We start from the raw sequence: 16,177 nt of genomic DNA on the forward strand, positions 1-16,177 counted from the left end.
CTTGCCCGCGAAGGCATTCTCAAGGCTGACTACAACAACGGCTCATCCGCCTTCTTGTGCTTCCAGCTGTCATTGCCCGGCAGCAACAGATTCAGCCCGATCGCCACCACCGCGCACAACGCAATGCCTTTGAGGCCGAAGTCATCGGGGCCGGTGCCAGTGCCGACCAGCACACCGCCAATCCCGAACACCAACGTCACCGACACAATCACCAGATTGCGCGCTTCGCCCAGGTCGATCTTGTGGCGAATCAGCGTGTTCATCCCCACCGCAGCGATCGAGCCAAACAACAGGCACAAAATCCCGCCCATTACCGGCACCGGAATGCTTTGCAGCAGTGCGCCGAACTTGCCGACGAACGCCAGGCTGATGGCAAAGATCGCCGCCCAGGTCATGATTTTCGGGTTGTAGTTCTTGGTCAGCATCACCGCGCCCGTCACTTCGGCGTAGGTGGTGTTGGGCGGGCCGCCGAACAGACCGGCAGCGGTGGTGGCAATGCCATCGCCGAGCAGGGTGCGGTGCAGGCCGGGTTTCTTCAGGTAATCGCGACCGGTCACGCTGCCGACGGCAATTACCCCGCCGATATGCTCGATGGCTGGCGCCAGGGCTACCGGAACGATGAACAGAATCGCCTGCCAGTTGAATTCCGGCGCGGTGAAGTGCGGAATCGCAAACCACGGTGCGGCGGCAATCTTCGCGGTGTCGACAACGCCGAAATAGAACGCCATGGCAAAACCGACCAGCACGCCGGAAATGATCGGCACCAGGCGGAAGATGCCTTTACCGAACACGGCGACGATCAGCGTGGTGAGCAGCGCCGGCATCGAGATCAGCATGGCGGTCTGATAGGGAATCAGCTCGGTGCCGTCGCCAGCCTTGCCCATCGCCATGTTGGCGGCAATCGGCGCCATGGCCAGGCCGATCGAGATGATCACCGGACCAATCACTACCGGTGGCAGCAGACGGTCGATGAAACCGGTGCCTTTGATCTTCACCGCAAGGCCGAGAAAGGTGTAGACGAAACCCGCCGCCATCACGCCGCCCATGGTCGCCGCGAGGCCGAACTGGCCCTTGGCGAGAATGATCGGGGTGATGAAGGCGAAGCTCGATGCGAGGAATACCGGCACCTGGCGCCCGGTGACGATCTGGAACAGAATCGTCCCCAGGCCTGCGGTAAACAGCGCCACGTTAGGGTCAAGGCCGGTAATCAGCGGCATCAACACCAGGGCGCCGAAGGCCACGAACAGCATCTGTGCGCCAGACAGAACCGTGCGCCAGAGCGGATCGTTGAACTCTTGCTGCATGCTCAAGCGTCCTTCTGCTTGGTACCGAAGATCTTGTCACCGGCATCGCCCAAGCCTGGGATGATGTAACCGTGTTCGTTGAGTTTTTCATCAATGGAGGCGGTGTAGATCATCACGTCCGGGTGCGCTTTGCCTACAGCGGCGATGCCTTCCGGCGCGGCAACCAGCACCATGGCGCGGATGTCGCGGCAACCGGCCTTTTTCAGCAGGTCGATGGTGGCGACCATGGAGCTGCCGGTGGCGAGCATCGGGTCGATGATCATTGCCAGGCGCTCGTTGATTTCCGGAACCAGTTTTTCCAGGTAGGTGTGGGCCTGCAGGGTTTGTTCGTTGCGGGCCACGCCGACGGCGCTGACCTTGGCACCCGGGATCAGGCTCAGCACGCCTTCGAGCATGCCGATGCCGGCGCGTAGGATTGGCACTACGGTGATTTTCTTGCCGGCGATTTTCTCCACCGACACGGTGCCGCACCAACCTTCGATGTCGTAGGTTTCCAGCGGCAGGTCTTTGGTGGCTTCATAGGTCAGCAGGGCACCGACTTCCTGAGCGAGCTCACGGAAATTCTTCGTGCTAATGTCGGCGCGGCGCATGAGGCCGAGTTTATGACGGATCAGCGGATGGCGGATCTCGAGGATGGGCATGGGAAAGGCTCCGGCGGCGGGCAAAAAAACCGGCCTAGATTAATCTATCCGAGGGTGTTGTCCTATAGACATACAGTACGTTAGTCCACAAACGCTTGATCTGGCCGTGCGGGATGCGTACCTTTGCCCGCTTTTCCCGAATCCGTCCCCCCCTGGAGAGCGCCATGTCCGCTGATCTCGAGCATATCCGTCAAATCATGCGAGAGGCTGACTGCCTGTACACCGAAGCTGAAGTCGAGGCGGCCATCGCCCGCGTCGGTGCACACATCAATGAACAGCTGGCTGACACTAACCCGGTGGTGTTCTGCGTGATGAACGGCGGCCTGATTTTCGCCGGCAAGCTGCTCACCCATCTGCACTTCCCGCTGGAAGCGTCCTACCTGCACGCCACCCGTTATCGCAACGAAACCAGCGGCGGCGACCTGTTCTGGAAAGCCAAGCCGGAAGTTTCGTTCCTCGACCGCGACGTGCTGATCATCGACGACATCCTCGATGAAGGTCACACCCTGGGCGCGATCATCGATTACTGCAAACACGCTGGCGCGCGCAAAGTGCACACTGCCGTGCTGATCGACAAGGACCACGACCGCAAGGCTCGCCCGGACCTGAAAGCCGATTTCGTCGGCCTGCCGTGCATCGACCGTTACATCTTCGGTTACGGCATGGACTACAAAGGTTACTGGCGTAACGCCAACGGGATTTTTGCTGTTAAAGGAATGTAAGAACATGACCGTGCCCAGCTTTCTTGATCAAACGTTGTTCGCCGGATTGGCCGAGAAAGCGGCCGCGAGTCCTCGCGGGCGTCAGCATCACAACTTCCATCAGATGGAAGAGGCTTGCCATCGCATGGCGGTGGGGTTGCAGCCAAACACGTATATCCCGCCTCACCGACACTTGGGCGACAACAAGGCAGAAACATTGCTGGTCCTCAAAGGGCGGCTCGGTTTGCTGATCTTTGATGAGTCTGGCGTGGTCGTGACGAAGCAAGTCCTCGTCGCCGGTGGTGATTGTGTCGGCGTGGACCTGCCAACAGGCGTGTTCCATGGCCTGGTCGTGCTGGAAGCCGACAGCCTGATGTTCGAGTGCAAGGCCGGGCCTTATCGCCCGGTGGGTGAAGGTGAGCTGGCGACCTGGGCGCCACGTGAAGGCGAGCCGGGTGTGGCCGAGTATCAGGCGTGGATGCGCGCACAGTTTGATTGAGCCGTGGGCTCAATTTTCCTCGGCCAGCCAGCGTTCGCTTTTGCGACGGGCCTGTTCCAGGTTGTTCACGTAGGCCAGCTGACGCTGTTCCCGATGGATGCCCGCGCGCCTGAGCTTCAGGCGCACCCGTGGAGCGGTCGCCACCAGAATCAGGCCGATGCCGTCCTTGCGGTAATCCCTCAGGATATTGTCGAAGGCGGCCAGCGCCGTCATGTCCAGCATCGGCACGGCGCTCATCTCGACGATCACCACTTTGACCTCCGGGTTGAATTTGCGTAGCACCCCCAGCGCTTTTTCAGCTGCGCCGAAGAACAGCGGCCTGCGTATCGCGTAGCAGCGAACGTGCTCCGGCATGTCCTGCAAGGCTTGATGGAAGCCGCGAGGCAGTTCGGCGGTGTCGGTGAGATCGCTCATGCGCTTGATAAATAACCCGGCGGCCAGCAGCAGGCCGACGGCGACGGCCATCACCATGTCGAACAACACCGTCAGGCTCAGGCAGGTCAGCAAGACCAGCACATCGCTGCGAGGCGCGATACGCAAGGTATGGAGCACGTGCCGGGCCTCGCTCATGTTCCACGCCACCATGACCAGCAACGCGGCCAGTGCCGCCATCGGCAAGTAGCTGAAAAGCGGTGCCAGGACGAGTATTGCCATCAGCACCACGGCGCTATGAATAATGGCGGCCAGTGGCGAAAAGGCGCCGCTGCGCACGTTGGTGGCACTTCGGGCAATGGCCGCCGTGGCGGTAATGCCACCGAACAACGGTGCGATCAGGTTGCCCAGGCCCTGGCCCAGCAGTTCTGCGTTGGGGTCGTGTTTGCTGCCGGTCATGCCATCCGCCACCACCGCACACAACAAGGATTCGATGGCGCCGAGCATGGCAATGGCGAACGCTGGCGCCAGTAACTGACGGATCAAATCGTAGGACAGGTGCAGCGGCTGGCCGTCGGGGCCGGGTAGATTCCAAGGCCAATCGAAGCTTGGCAGGAACGGCGGAATGCCGGGATGGCTGACGCCGTCGACCATATAGCTGAAGCGCTCACCCAATGTCGCCACCGCCAGCCCGCCGTGCTCCAGCGCCACCCCCAGGAGCGCGCCGATTGTCAGCGCCACCAGATGCCCCGGAATCCTCGGCACCCACCGTGGCCAGACAATCAGAACGGCCAGGCATGTGAGGCCGATGATCCCGTCCCCTAGTCGGGCGCTGGGCAACGCCAGAATCAATACGCCCAGTTGTTCAATGTAGTGTTCTACCTGGCCGGCGGTGGTCAGGCCCAGCAAATCCTTCAATTGCAGGGTGGCAATGACAATGCCGATCCCGGCGGTAAAGCCCAGGGTGACCGGGTACGGAATGTACTGAATCAACCGCCCGGCTCGAATCAGCCCCAAGGCAATGAGAATGACGCCGGCAAGCATGGTGCAAAGCAGCAGGCCGCCCAGGCCATATTGTTGGGTGATGGGCAACAGAATGACCACGAACGCGGCGGTCGGCCCACTGACATTGAAACGTGAACCTCCCGTCAGGGCGATCAGGGGCGCAGCGATCAGTACCGTATACAACCCTTGCTGGGGCGGCACACCTACGGCAATCGCCAGGGCCATGGCCAACGGGATGGCGATAATCCCTACCGTCACCCCGGCACTGATGTCGCCGCGTAAGCGCCTGAGGGTGTAGCCGGCGCGCCAGGTCTGACGCCAGGCCGCAAACAACGGGGGGACGGAGAACGTCATGCACACTCCCTAGAAGACGATGCACTGTTGAACGACGGCTGAAAGCTCGTCCAGCATGGCCAACCTCGTACTGCGAAGTATTGACCTATATCGCCAATTCGCGCGGTTGATCCTCATGCTAGAGTGCTTGGCCTCGTCTTCGGAGCCCGTCATGAGCCTTTTGATCCGCAGCTGCGCCGTCCTGTTGCTGACCCTCAGCCTGCCTCTGGCGGCCGCCCCGGCGCCGATGCACGCGCAGTTTCTACCGCCTGACGACCTGACCCTGCGTGACGCGGAGCCCGAGCAGCAACAGTTGTTGCAGGTCACCGAATATTCGGTGGTGGTTGGCAGCCAGCGTCAGTCCAATCAACAACCGATTCCGGTCACGTCTCCGATGATGATCCGCCTCAAGGGCAAATCCTTGAACAAGGGCGCGACCATCAACCAGGTGCTGGTCAATTTCGACGGCGAAAGCAAAAGCCTGAAAAAGCCGATCTATGACGAAAAAAGCAAAACCCTGACGCTGTTTTACCCGATGGCGCAGTACCGGGTGGTGATCGATTTGTTGCGCAATGGCACGGTGTATTGCCAGTTCCTCAGCTACGCAAACGGCCATGTCTGGGCCGATCTGCACACGGGCACTGTTCGTCCGCGTTGAGCCTTGTGCCCGGGCAGGGGTAAACTGCCCGCCCCGTGAAATGTCTGCGAGCTGGAGTCGGCAATGCGTAAAGATAAGAAACAAGTGATTGGTGACGAGATCGGCGATGAGCAGATCAAGTTGTTTCTCGATTTCGAACCGGTCGACGCCACTTCGCCGTCCCTGCATAAGCTGATCAAGGCCTACCGTGGCCTGCGCATCGATGACTTCGAGCGTTTTCTGACATTCTTCGTCGCAGCCGGCCTGGACCTGGATGGCAAGGATGAGCACGGCAATGACTTCGTCGCCCTGATCAAGGATCAGCGCAATGCCGCCGAGTACATCGAGTTGATTGCCAAGGCGCGCGGCTGATCCCGGACACACCGGAATATGTGGCGAGGGAGCTTGCTCCCGCTTGAGTGCGCAGCGCTCACAAAATCTATGCCGTTCGCAGAGCTTTGGGGCCGCTTCGCAGCCCAGCGGGAGCAAGCTCCCTCGCCACAAAGATAATTTCAGCGTCCTAAAAAAAACGCCCCGCTCTCACTGAGAACGGGGCGTTTTTCATGGGGCCGAATCAAGCGTAGCTTTCGGTCTCGTTACTGGCTTCAACCAGTTCCAGGGCGACGTTGTTGTGCGCATTGATCTTGCGATACAGCGCAGCGTCGGTTTCCAGAACTTTTTCCCGGGCCGGGAAGATTTCCGCCAGTTTGGCAGCCCATTCGCCGGATGCCTTGTTCGGGAAGCATTTTTCAATCAGCTCAAGCATGATCGAAACAGTCACCGAAGCGCCTGGGGAGGCGCCGAGCAGGGCGGCAAGGGAACCGTCCTTGGCCGCGACCAGTTCGGTACCGAACTGCAGAACGCCGCCTTTTTTCGGATCCTTCTTGATGATCTGCACCCGTTGGCCGGCCACTTCCAGGCGCCAGTCTTCGGCTTTCGCCTCAGGGTAGAAGCGACGCAGGGAGTCCAGACGCTGCTCCATCGACTGCATCACTTCGCTGACCAGGTACTTGGTCAGGTCCATGTTGTTTTTCGCCACGGCCAGCATCGGGCCGATGTTGCCGGCGCGAACCGACATCGGCAGGTCCATGAAGGAGCCATGCTTGAGGAACTTGGTGGTGAAACCGGCATAAGGTCCGAACAGCAGCGACTTCTTGCCATCGACCACGCGGGTATCCAGGTGCGGCACCGACATCGGTGGAGAACCCACCGCAGCCTGGCTGTAGACCTTGGCCTGGTGATGCTTGACCACTTCCGGATTGTCGCAACGCAGCCACTGGCCACTGATCGGGAAGCCGCCGAAGCCTTTGCTTTCTTCGATGCCCGAGGCCTGCAACAGCGGCAGTGCCGCGCCGCCCGCACCGAGGAAGACGAATTTGGCGTCGACTTCACGGGTGTTGCCGCTGTTGACGTCCTTGATGCTGACGGTCCAGCCGCTGCCGTTACGCTTGAGGCCCGTCACGCGCTTGCAGTACTTGACCTGGGCATCGGGTGCGCTGGTCAGGTGCTTGAGCAATTGATTGGTCAGGGCGCCGAAGTTGACGTCGGTGCCGTTCATTACGCGGGTGGCTGCGACGACTTCGTCGGCTGGCCGGCCCGGCATCATCAACGGCATCCAGTCGGCCATGGTGGCCTTGTCTTCGGTGTATTCCATGTCCGAGAAGGCATGGTGCTTGCTCAGGGTCTTGAAGCGTTCCTTGAGGAAGGAAACGCCATCATTGCCCTGCACGAAGCTGAGGTGCGGCACCGGGCTGATGAACGTCTTGCAGGAGCCGAACGTGCCTTTTTTGGTCAGGTAGGACCAGAACTGCTTCGACACTTCAAACTGAGTGTTGATGTGCACGGCTTTCTTGATGTCGACGCTGCCGTCGGCCGCTTGCGGCGTGTAATTGAGCTCACACAGCCCGGCGTGACCGGTACCGGCGTTGTTCCATGGGTTGGAACTCTCCGCAGCACCGGAATCCATCAGCTCGACGACTTCCAGCTTGATCGCGGGGTCGAGTTCTTTGAGCAGTACGGCAAGGGTGGCACTCATGATGCCGGCCCCAACCAGTACTACGTCGACTGCTTCGTTATGCGCCATTTAACGCGTCTCCAAAATCTGCAGCACCAAATTGTCGGCATGGCTGCCAGGCGTTCCGGGGCGTGTCAGTGATGCCCAGGTACCCGTGGTCAGTGTTGCCATGTCCGAATCTTCGCAATTTTTCGCAACTTCGACGGATGCATGCGGCCGGGCCTAAAGAGTTACATGAACTCATCTCAGCGCGCGGCTGGCAATTCGACTTATGGTCGAGACATCCGTTTGTGCAACCAAATCCGTAGCGGACAGGCTTCAGGCTCCGGTGTTCGAGGAGTACTCGGTCCTGTGTCGTTGGGCTGTTTCAGACGCTAATGGTGCATGTTCAGACGCAAAACTATTCATTTGCTCGCCACACTCTTGTGAAGTTGTGAAAACCCGTTTTTTTCACGCTCTTTTGAAGACGTGAACCTCAAAAAAGGGCTGTCCCAGCCTGGCACCGTGCCCGGATGGATTGCCGTCATGGGGTACATGACAGGCAAAACGGGCAAACAGCTCAGTGACCGAGCGTAATGACAGCTCTGCAGATTCGCGAAAAGTGGGGTTTTTGCTCAAGGAACAGCAAGCGCGCCAGCTTCACTCGATCTGTGTGGGCGGCTCTCTGTGGGCGGTGCGGGGTGCCAATACCGAAGCATTGACGATGCTGCGAGGCCCGATCAGGAGACGTCCTTATAATCGGGGGGAGATTGTATCTAAGAAACGCAGGGAAATGGACGTGTTTAATGACTTTTATTAGGCGTCTGGTCAGGTGGTCAACAGATGTTGCACCCGTGCACGTGGCCGGCGCTGGCTGACACGGGCGCTCGGGGGCAGGGGATGGTGCAACCAGTTGAGGCGGATTTCTTCGATTTCGACCCAGCCATCGCCCATCGGCTGGAGGCTGCACTGCTTGAACGCCTGGCAATGACCATTGCGGTCGAGCAGGGCAAAACTGCGGTGCAAGGGGCGTGGCGCGAACAGCGAGATGAGATAACGCATGACAAAGTACCTTGTGGGTGACCTGCCGAGAAGGTTGCCAGCAAGCCGTGACGTGAAAGTGTATGGGCGATGACAGATCTGTGACACGAGGGGGTTTCTGATGGGTTTGTAGGAAATTACTTCAATCATTGCAGCGCCCTAGTTCGCTGCAGTGGCGCACGGCTATACTGCGGGCCTGTTTGTGCCTGATTCTGGAGAGAAGAGCATGTTGCAACGCCTGTTGTTCGGTTTGATCACTGTGACCAGTTTGACCCTCGTCGGCTGCGCCCACAGCCCGCAACAACTGAACCCTGAACCCAAGCTGACAGCTCAGCTGGCGCCGGTCGGCCGCGGTCAGCCGGTGGTGGTGCGTGTGGTGGATGGTCGTCCGTCGCCAACCCTGGGCACCCGTGGTGGCTTGTACCCCGAGACCAGCGCGATCACCGTGCAGGGCGCGCAGATCCTGCCGAAGTTGCAGGCACAGGCCGAGGCGGCCGTGCGGTTGCTGGGCTTCACCCCGACCTCGAATGCGCTGAATGCCCCGCAATTGACCGTTACCTTGGCCGAGTTGAAGTATCAGTCGCCTAAAGAAGGCATGTACGTGACTGAAGCGACCATCGGCGCAACTTTCCGCTCGGATGTGCAGAACGCCAACCGTCGCTACAGCGGCCGTTACGGCGCATCCCTGGACCAGCGTTTCGGTATGGCGCCGAATCAGGAAACCAACACCAAGCTGGTCAGCGACGTGTTGAGCGATGCGTTGACGCGTCTGTTCAAGGACCCGACGATTGGTCAGATTCTCGGCGAGTAACTTTCGCGAGATTCAAAAAAGCCCGGTGCCAGCAATGGCTCCGGGCTTTTTCATGCCTGCTGATTACCGATCACCAGCAGGCGCGAGGCTGTCGGGGTCAGGCCGCTTGTGAATAGAAATCCAGCACGCTCACGCCGGTCAGCAAATCCGTCTCAGGCAAATCCGCATGCTGATGCCCGCCCAGTGCGCAATAAACCAGCCAATGGCGGTCCTGAACGTTAAAGGCGAGGCTTCCTACGAGGTTTTGTTGTTCGTCACTCTGGGCGATGAGGTAGAGGCGGTCCTGGTTTTCGGCGTGCAGCATGACGGTATCCGTGTCGGTTTCGAGGGCCGCCAGACTGGCGTATTCAGATGACGGAGCCGTGACACAGGGCAGCATTTGGTCAGATGGTTCGTTATTTGTCGGAAAGGCAGGGCAGGGGGACAGGCTTTCGGTAGAATTCGCGCCGCGGTCGTCGGTTCGGCGTCTGCCACACCTGTTTTGCCGAGGTCCGTGATGTCGTTGCATTTGATTTCGCTGTTCACCCACCATCCCGCCAAGTTGATCAACCTGCTGGCCTTGCTGTTGGCCTTCCCGGGTAGTTGGCTGCTGCATGCCACGCGTCGCCGTGAACAACGCGCCATGGCGAGCCTTGTCGCCCAACGCCAGAGCCGTCCGAACGAAGAGCCCACCCTGGATTGGGCGACGTTGCGCATGAACCGTTTCTTCTACCGCTTCGGCTTCGCGTGCCTGGGGTTGGCGTTGCTGGTGTCTTGGATCAGCACCTGGTTCTGAATCTTTGACGCAGAACCTTGTGGCGAGGGAGCTTGCTCCCGCTGGGCTGCGAAACGGCCCCACAACCAGCCATCCTTGTAGCGTCAGGCAAACCGCTAGCACCGATGTTTCGACTGCTGCGTAGTCGGGCGGGAGCAAGCTCCCTCGCCACAGGGACAGTGCCTTGCCCACCTACCGCGTCAAGGCAAATAAAAACGGCGCCTTGAAGGCGCCGTTGTTGTATCCAGTCAATTACAGCGGCAAACCAGCCTTGACCCGATACTGATTACGCACCGGCGTCGCATATTGCAGCACCAGATACGGCCGATGTTCCTCAGGGCAGGCTTCCAGTCGGCGTTGCCATTCTTCCTGAGCCTTGACCAGTTCGTCGGCCGCAAACACCTCGGCAGCTTTTGGCACCTGCAATTGCGGGTCAGCGTCTTTCCACTGCGCGTAAGCCAGGTAATGCACCGGGAATAACCGGTAGCCGCCGAGGATCTGCCGGTCTATTTCGATCGCCAATTGCTTGGTGTCGTCGAACAGTTCGGTGATCGGCGCGGCGAAGTTCACGTGCACCCGGCCCTTGTAGCCGGTGATGCCCTTGGCGATGCTGACGTCGTCCTCGCCCGGGACTTTGGTGTAGCTGCCGGTGGTGGCGCGGATGAACAATTCGCGGGCCTTGGCCTGGTCGCACGGGTCGTATTCGTAGCTGATCGACACCGGGCTGACGTTGAGCGAGCGGATGACTTCGCCGAACGGCTCGTCCTTGCGGCTCATGTGGAACATCTTCAGGATCGCCGACTCGGTGCGGTCATCACCGTCCTTGGCCCGGCCCTCGGCCTGGGCGATCCAGATGGAGGCGCAATCGTTGCGGATCGAGTGGTTGATGTAGGCGGACAGCAGCTGATACGCCGCCATCTTCTCGCGACGCCCGGTGATCGAACGGTGCACGATGAAGCTCTTGTTCAGGCGCATCAAATCGCTGACAAAGGGCTTTTGCAGCAAGTTGTCGCCGATCGCGATGCGCGGTGTCGGCAGGCCGGCGTGGTACACGGCGTAGTTGACGAAGGCCGGGTCCATCACGATGTCACGGTGGTTGGCGATGAACAGGTAGGCGCTGCCGGACTTGAACTGCTCGACGCCGGTGTACGTCACACCGTCCGTGGCTCGTTCGATGGTGTGGTCGACATACATCTCGACTTTATCCTGCAACGTCGCCACCGAGGTGACGCTGGCGAACTCACGGCGCAGCCGATGAGCTATAAGAGGTTTGAGCGCCCAGCCAAAGGCACCGGCAAAACGCGGGAAGCGGAAATGGATGAGGATATCTAGAAACGCCTTGTCGCCGAGCAGTCGGTCCAGCACCGCAGGGACTTCGCTGTCATTGTAAGGTCGGATGGCATCGAATTCGCCCATCATGCTCTCTTGTTAGAAACGGCTAGGGTAAGTAAAGGTTTTGATCGAAAACCAACGGGGCACGGTCTGAAAAGTTAGCCAGACAAAAATAGCCCTGCAAATAGACCGGCGATTATACGCACAAGTCACTTGGGAGACCGCGATGCTGGAACCTGCGTTGTACGAATGTCCGTATTGTGGTGAAGAGGTCGAGACGACGGTGGACCTGTCCGGTGGCGATCAGACCTATATCGAGGACTGTCAGGTGTGCTGTCGGCCGATAACGTTTGTGTTGCAGGTAGACGGAGAGGAATGGCATCTCGAAGTGTTCAGCGAAAACGAGTAAGGGGCGTCTATGCAGCGAATCTACGAGCCGGAAAACCTGATGGAAGGGGAGTTGCTGCAAGGCATGCTGGCCAGCGAGGGCATTGAGGCGCATCTGGTGGGCCGCGATTTGATCGGCGGGACCGGTGAACTGCCGATCTACGGCCTGCTGGGTTTGTCGGTGGACAACGACCAGGCCGAATACGCCCGCGAGCTGATCACCGCGTACAATGCCGCGCTGCCACTGCCCGGTGATGAACCGGACAGCTTTCCCGGCACGCTGGTCTGTTAGGCTGGCGTTCGTTTTATTGAGAGTCGTGTTGCCCCATGTGTGGACGTTATGCCCTGTTTCGCTGGAACCCCGCCTTCGCGGCCCTGCCTGGCTTCCCCGCCGATCAGCAGGCCCAGTGGAATATTTCCCCCAATGATTCGGTGCTGATGCTGCGTGCCGGTGCAGACGCTCAGCGTGAGTTGGCGCGGGCGCGTTGGGGGCTGACGCCGCCGTGGCTGACCGATCTTTCCCGCACCCCGGCCCATGCCCGGGCCGAAACCGTCGCTGAACAACCGATGTTTCGCCAGGCCTTGCGCGAACGCCGTTGCCTGCTGCCGGCCAACGGTTTCTACGAATGGCGTGGCACGACCCGCAAGCGTCCGTATTGGCTGACGCCGGGAGAAGGCTCGACCTTGTTTTTTGCGGCGATCTGGGAAGCGTATCCGGTGCAGGAGCAAGTGTGGCTGAGCACGGCGGTGATCACCCAGCCGGCCGCGAGTCAGCGTCGGCCATTGATTCTGGATGAGGCAGGGCAGGCGGCGTGGCTTGATCCCGAGACGCCGCTGCATGTATTGCAAGGGTTGCTGGCCAGTGAACCCGCGGCGTTGCGCGAGCGGGTATTGGCAAATCTGGTGAATGATCCGAAGCTGAATGGGCCGGAGTGTCTGACCCCTGGTTAAAGGTTGCCTGTGCTGACGCCTTCGCGGGCAAGCCTCGCTCCTACAGTGGATCTCTAGTGTTCACAAATAATGTGTTCACAGAAATCCCCCTGTGGGAGCGAGCCTGCTCGCGATAAGGTCCGCAGGACCTTCCTGTAATCTTTAAACCTTGAACTGATTGATCAACCGCCGCTGCTGCTCAGCCAACTTAGTCAGATCCGCACTCGCCGCACTGGATTCATCCGCCCCGCCGGCCACTTCATTGGCCACTTGCCCGATGTTGATCACGTTACGGTTGATGTCATCCGCCACCGCGCTCTGCTCTTCGGCCGCACTGGCAATCTGGGTGTTCATGTCATTGATCACTGACACCGCCTGAGTAATGGTCTCCAGGGCCTCGGCCGCTTTCGCCGCATGTTGCACGCTTTCGTCTGTGCGGTTCTGGCTGTCCTCCATGACCCGCACTACATCGCGGGTGCCTTGTTGCAGTTGCTGGATCATGGTCTGGATTTCTTCAGTGGCTTTCTGAGTCTTCTGCGCCAGGTTGCGCACTTCATCGGCCACCACCGCAAAACCGCGGCCCTGTTCGCCCGCGCGTGCCGCTTCAATGGCCGCATTCAAGGCCAGCAGATTGGTTTGTTCAGCGATCCCGCGAATGGCGGTCAGGATCGCATTGATGTTCTCGCTGTCCTTGGCCAGGGTTTGCACCACGCCCACAGCCTTGCCGATTTCAATTGCCAGGACGCCAATCGAATTCGACGTATCCCGGACAATTTGCATGCCCTGGGCCGCTGCCTGATCGGCATGGCTGGCGGCTTGTGCGGCCTGGGTGGCGTTGCGTGCCACGTCTTGGGCGGTGGCGGTCATTTCATGCACCGCCGTCGCCACTTGATCGATCTCGGCCATTTGCTTCTGCACACCGATGTTGGTGCGGATGGCAATGTCGGCGGTGTGTTCCGATGAATCGCTGACGCTCTGCACCGAGGTCACGACTTGGGTGATCATCGCCTGTAGCTTGGCGAGGAACGTGTTGAAGCCTTTGGCAATCGAGCCCAGTTCGTCGGCGCGGTCGCTGGTCAGGCGGCGCGTCAGGTCGCCTTCGCCTTTGGCGATATCGTCGAGCATCGCCACCATTTGCTTGAGCGGGCGGGCGATGCCGTGGCCCACCAGCCAGATCACCAACAGACCGATACCGGCGATCAACAAACCGACCATGGCCATGCCGAAGGTGTCGGATTTGCGCTGAGCGTCCAGGTCGCCCTGGAGTTTTTGCAGGTCGGCCATCACGGCGTTCAGCGGCAATTGCAGCATCAAGGTCCAGCGCGCATCGGTCTGGCCGATGCCGAAGGGCAGGTACAACTCGATCCGGCCCTGGGCCTTGTCGACGGTGTAAGTCACTTCGCCGCCCTTGAGGTGGGCCATGTTGGCGATCTGCTTGCTGTCGAGAAGGTCGCTGACCTTTTCGCCGAATTTGCTCGGGTCCTTGGTGTAGGCAACGATCCGGCCATTACCGCCGATCAGCGCCATTTCCCCTGCGCCGCTGTACAGTTTCTGATTCGCCCCCAGCAACATTTCCTGGATGAAGTTCACCGACAGGTCGGCACCGACGATGCCCTGGAAGGCGCCGTTGAGCATGATCGGTTCAATAAAGGAGGCGAGCATGACGATCTTGTCGCCGACCTTGTAGGGCGCCGGATCGATCACGCAGGACTTCTTGGTTTCTTTCGAGCACAGGTAGTACTCGCTGGCACGCACGCCGGTGGACAGGGTTTTCTGGTCATCGACGTCCACCAGTTTGTCCAGGCCCAGGGTGCCGTCCTCGTTGCGAAACCACCACGGCAGGAAGCGCCCGTTGCTGGCGTCGATGCCGACCACCTTGGTGTCGACGTAGGCCGCATCGTTGTGATCGAGCGCGTCTTTTTCCCAACCTATATAGGTGCCGAGAATTTTCGGGTTCTTGGCAACGTTTTCCTTGATCAGGCTGATCAACTGCTCCCGGCTCAGACTCAATGTCGGCTGGCCATCGGCCCCCGGCGTACCGATCAGCGCGTTGACCCGCACCAGGCCGCCAGCGATCAGCAGCGGCGCTTCGAGTTCGCGCTGGATCTGGCTGACCTGGGTTTGCGCCAGAGAGGTCAGGCGCTGCTCGATGACTTGCTCGAATTGCGCCTGGGTCCGCTCCTGGACCATGTCTTGCGTCCGGGCGCCGGAAAACAGTGCGTACAGCACCAGCGCGGCGACTACGCTAAGGACGATGGCGCCGGCGAGGGCGGCCACGGAAAACTGGATCGACTTGAATTTCATGGGTGCTCCGCACGCAAGAGGACGTCTGCGGTGGTGTATCGGCAGGGAGCAGGAGGGCCATGAGCGAGGCAGCGCGAAATGGCTGTTTTGGAGTGGTTGATGTCGTAAATGAATCATTGCCGGGCGTTGGCGACCGTGGCGAGCGCCGTTATGTGAATTTTTTCCTACGGCAATGAGAGCTTTATCTGAAATGAGCGTCTACACGTCAGTTGTATCTGGTGCGGATACAGTTACCCGCCTAGGATACCCGGCATGTTTTCAGGGAGTTTTTTGATGAACAAGACATTGGTTGTGTGTGCGCTGAGCGCAGGTTTGTTGCTTGCCGGTTGTCAGTCGGTCAATACCACCAGCGGTGGGGCTGTTGGCGTAGAGCGTAAGCAGTACATGTTCAGCATGTTGTCCACCGACGAAGTCAACCAGATGTACGCGCAGTCTTATCAGAAGACTGTCGGAGAGGCGAGCACCAAGGGTGTGCTGGACAAGACCAGTAACGACGCCAAGCGCGTCCAGCTGATTGCCGACCGGCTGATTGCCCAGGCGCCGGTGTTTCGTCCGGATTCGGCCCAGTGGAAATGGGAAGTCAACCTGATCAAGAGCGACGAGCTCAATGCCAACTGCGGGCCTGGCGGCAAGATCTTTTTCTACACGGGGCTGATCGACAAACTGCAACTCACCGACGATGAAATCGCCGCGATCATGGGCCATGAAATCGCCCATGCCCTGCGCGAGCATGGTCGTGAAGCGATGTCCAAGGCATACGGCGTCGAAATGGCCAAGCAAGGCGCAGGCGCGTTGCTCGGTCTGGGTCAGGACAGCCTGGCCCTGGCGGACACCGTGGCGAAATACGGCATGACCTTGCCCAACAGCCGTGGCAATGAAAACGAGGCGGACCTGATCGGCCTCGAGCTGGCGGCCCGCGCCGGTTACAACCCGAATGCGGCGATCACGTTGTGGAACAAAATGAGCAAAGCCTCGGAAGGCGCTCCACCTGAGTTCTTGAGTACGCACCCGGCTTCGTCCAGCCGGATTGCTTCGTTGCAGGCGGCGATTCCGAAGGTGATGCCGTTGTACGAGAAAGCGCCGAAATCCTGATGGTCAGGCGGTGATGCCGCTGACGCCTTCGCGGGCTAGTC

At 59.8% G+C, this 16,177-nt stretch carries 18 protein-coding genes and 1 pseudogene; 10 read left to right on the plus strand and 9 right to left on the minus strand.

The window, feature by feature from the left end; genetic code table 11:
* Window positions 1–29 precede the first annotated feature (29 nt).
* Window positions 30–1,304: a uracil-xanthine permease family protein gene (locus AC1ROI_RS18730; RefSeq protein WP_010458235.1), complete on the minus strand. Its 1,275-nt coding sequence runs from the start codon at window positions 1,302–1,304 to the stop codon at window positions 30–32.
* Between the two features lie 2 nt (window positions 1,305–1,306).
* Window positions 1,307–1,945 carry a uracil phosphoribosyltransferase gene (gene upp, locus AC1ROI_RS18735; RefSeq protein WP_010458234.1) on the minus strand — a complete coding sequence of 213 codons (639 nt, stop codon included), beginning with the start codon at window positions 1,943–1,945 and terminating at the stop codon, window positions 1,307–1,309.
* 164 nt (window positions 1,946–2,109) lie between these two features.
* On the opposite strand from upp, the gene AC1ROI_RS18740 reads away from it, so the two are divergent.
* Both AC1ROI_RS18740 and AC1ROI_RS18745 read left to right on the plus strand, forming a co-directional pair.
* The gene (locus tag AC1ROI_RS18740; protein ID WP_010458232.1) at window positions 2,110–2,667 is read left to right on the plus strand and encodes a hypoxanthine-guanine phosphoribosyltransferase; all 558 of its coding nucleotides are present in this window, start codon (window positions 2,110–2,112) and stop codon (window positions 2,665–2,667) included.
* Between the two features lie 4 nt (window positions 2,668–2,671).
* Window positions 2,672–3,145: a WbuC family cupin fold metalloprotein gene (locus AC1ROI_RS18745; RefSeq protein ID WP_102595357.1), complete on the plus strand. Its 474-nt coding sequence runs from the start codon at window positions 2,672–2,674 to the stop codon at window positions 3,143–3,145.
* Between the two features lie 9 nt (window positions 3,146–3,154).
* Here the strand turns inward: AC1ROI_RS18745 and dauA are convergent, their stop codons facing one another.
* Window positions 3,155–4,876 (minus strand): C4-dicarboxylic acid transporter DauA, encoded by a 1,722-nt coding sequence (gene dauA / locus AC1ROI_RS18750; RefSeq protein WP_102599434.1) that lies wholly within the window; start codon window positions 4,874–4,876, stop codon window positions 3,155–3,157.
* Between the two features lie 151 nt (window positions 4,877–5,027).
* Here dauA and AC1ROI_RS18755 point away from each other — a divergent pair, with 151 nt between their 5' ends.
* On the plus strand, window positions 5,028–5,513 hold the full coding sequence (locus tag AC1ROI_RS18755) for a hypothetical protein (protein WP_102595359.1): 486 nt from the start codon (window positions 5,028–5,030) through the stop codon (window positions 5,511–5,513).
* A 63-nt stretch (window positions 5,514–5,576) separates the two neighbouring features.
* The gene (locus tag AC1ROI_RS18760; RefSeq protein WP_010458223.1) at window positions 5,577–5,864 is read left to right on the plus strand and encodes a PA4642 family protein; all 288 of its coding nucleotides are present in this window, start codon (window positions 5,577–5,579) and stop codon (window positions 5,862–5,864) included.
* A gap of 202 nt (window positions 5,865–6,066) precedes the next feature.
* Here the strand turns inward: AC1ROI_RS18760 and mqo are convergent, their stop codons facing one another.
* The gene (gene mqo, locus AC1ROI_RS18765) at window positions 6,067–7,575 is read right to left on the minus strand and encodes a malate dehydrogenase (quinone) (protein WP_077749003.1); all 1,509 of its coding nucleotides are present in this window, start codon (window positions 7,573–7,575) and stop codon (window positions 6,067–6,069) included.
* 738 nt (window positions 7,576–8,313) lie between these two features.
* Window positions 8,314–8,547, minus strand: a complete 234-nt coding sequence (locus AC1ROI_RS18770) for a hypothetical protein (RefSeq protein ID WP_010458219.1) — start codon at window positions 8,545–8,547, stop codon at window positions 8,314–8,316.
* Between the two features lie 205 nt (window positions 8,548–8,752).
* On the opposite strand from AC1ROI_RS18770, the gene AC1ROI_RS18775 reads away from it, so the two are divergent.
* Window positions 8,753–9,337: a YajG family lipoprotein gene (locus AC1ROI_RS18775; RefSeq protein ID WP_010458217.1), complete on the plus strand. Its 585-nt coding sequence runs from the start codon at window positions 8,753–8,755 to the stop codon at window positions 9,335–9,337.
* A 97-nt stretch (window positions 9,338–9,434) separates the two neighbouring features.
* Here the strand turns inward: AC1ROI_RS18775 and AC1ROI_RS18780 are convergent, their stop codons facing one another.
* A complete protein-coding gene (locus AC1ROI_RS18780) occupies window positions 9,435–9,641 on the minus strand; it encodes a hypothetical protein (protein WP_010458215.1) in 207 nt (68 codons plus the stop codon).
* Window positions 9,642–9,833: 192 nt separating this feature from the next.
* On the opposite strand from AC1ROI_RS18780, the gene AC1ROI_RS18785 reads away from it, so the two are divergent.
* On the plus strand, window positions 9,834–10,112 hold the full coding sequence (locus AC1ROI_RS18785) for a hypothetical protein (protein ID WP_010458213.1): 279 nt from the start codon (window positions 9,834–9,836) through the stop codon (window positions 10,110–10,112).
* A 231-nt stretch (window positions 10,113–10,343) separates the two neighbouring features.
* Here the strand turns inward: AC1ROI_RS18785 and AC1ROI_RS18790 are convergent, their stop codons facing one another.
* Window positions 10,344–11,510 carry a 1-acyl-sn-glycerol-3-phosphate acyltransferase gene (locus AC1ROI_RS18790; protein ID WP_010458211.1) on the minus strand — a complete coding sequence of 389 codons (1,167 nt, stop codon included), beginning with the start codon at window positions 11,508–11,510 and terminating at the stop codon, window positions 10,344–10,346.
* 139 nt (window positions 11,511–11,649) lie between these two features.
* Here AC1ROI_RS18790 and AC1ROI_RS18795 point away from each other — a divergent pair, with 139 nt between their 5' ends.
* The 3 genes from AC1ROI_RS18795 to AC1ROI_RS18805 are packed head-to-tail and all read left to right on the plus strand — an operon-like array spanning window position 11,650 to window position 12,761.
* Entirely contained in the window at window positions 11,650–11,832 is a 183-nt protein-coding gene (locus AC1ROI_RS18795; protein ID WP_010458210.1) for a CPXCG motif-containing cysteine-rich protein, read from the plus strand.
* Between the two features lie 9 nt (window positions 11,833–11,841).
* Window positions 11,842–12,102, plus strand: a complete 261-nt coding sequence (locus tag AC1ROI_RS18800; RefSeq protein WP_010458208.1) for a putative signal transducing protein — start codon at window positions 11,842–11,844, stop codon at window positions 12,100–12,102.
* Window positions 12,103–12,137: 35 nt separating this feature from the next.
* The gene (locus AC1ROI_RS18805) at window positions 12,138–12,761 is read left to right on the plus strand and encodes an SOS response-associated peptidase (protein WP_010458207.1); all 624 of its coding nucleotides are present in this window, start codon (window positions 12,138–12,140) and stop codon (window positions 12,759–12,761) included.
* Window positions 12,762–12,902: 141 nt separating this feature from the next.
* On the opposite strand, the gene AC1ROI_RS18810 is transcribed toward AC1ROI_RS18805, so the two are convergent.
* Both AC1ROI_RS18810 and AC1ROI_RS18815 read right to left on the minus strand, forming a co-directional pair.
* Window positions 12,903–13,745, minus strand: a complete 843-nt coding sequence (locus AC1ROI_RS18810) for a methyl-accepting chemotaxis protein (RefSeq protein WP_370654477.1) — start codon at window positions 13,743–13,745, stop codon at window positions 12,903–12,905.
* A gap of 12 nt (window positions 13,746–13,757) precedes the next feature.
* Window positions 13,758–15,161: pseudogene (locus AC1ROI_RS18815) on the minus strand (methyl-accepting chemotaxis protein); the annotation flags it as partial.
* A gap of 156 nt (window positions 15,162–15,317) precedes the next feature.
* Here AC1ROI_RS18815 and AC1ROI_RS18820 point away from each other — a divergent pair.
* On the plus strand, window positions 15,318–16,136 hold the full coding sequence (locus AC1ROI_RS18820) for a M48 family metallopeptidase (RefSeq protein WP_010458203.1): 819 nt from the start codon (window positions 15,318–15,320) through the stop codon (window positions 16,134–16,136).
* The last annotated feature ends 41 nt before the right edge of the window (window positions 16,137–16,177 follow it).

Source organism: Pseudomonas sp. GW823-FHT02C02 (genome assembly GCF_058797635.1).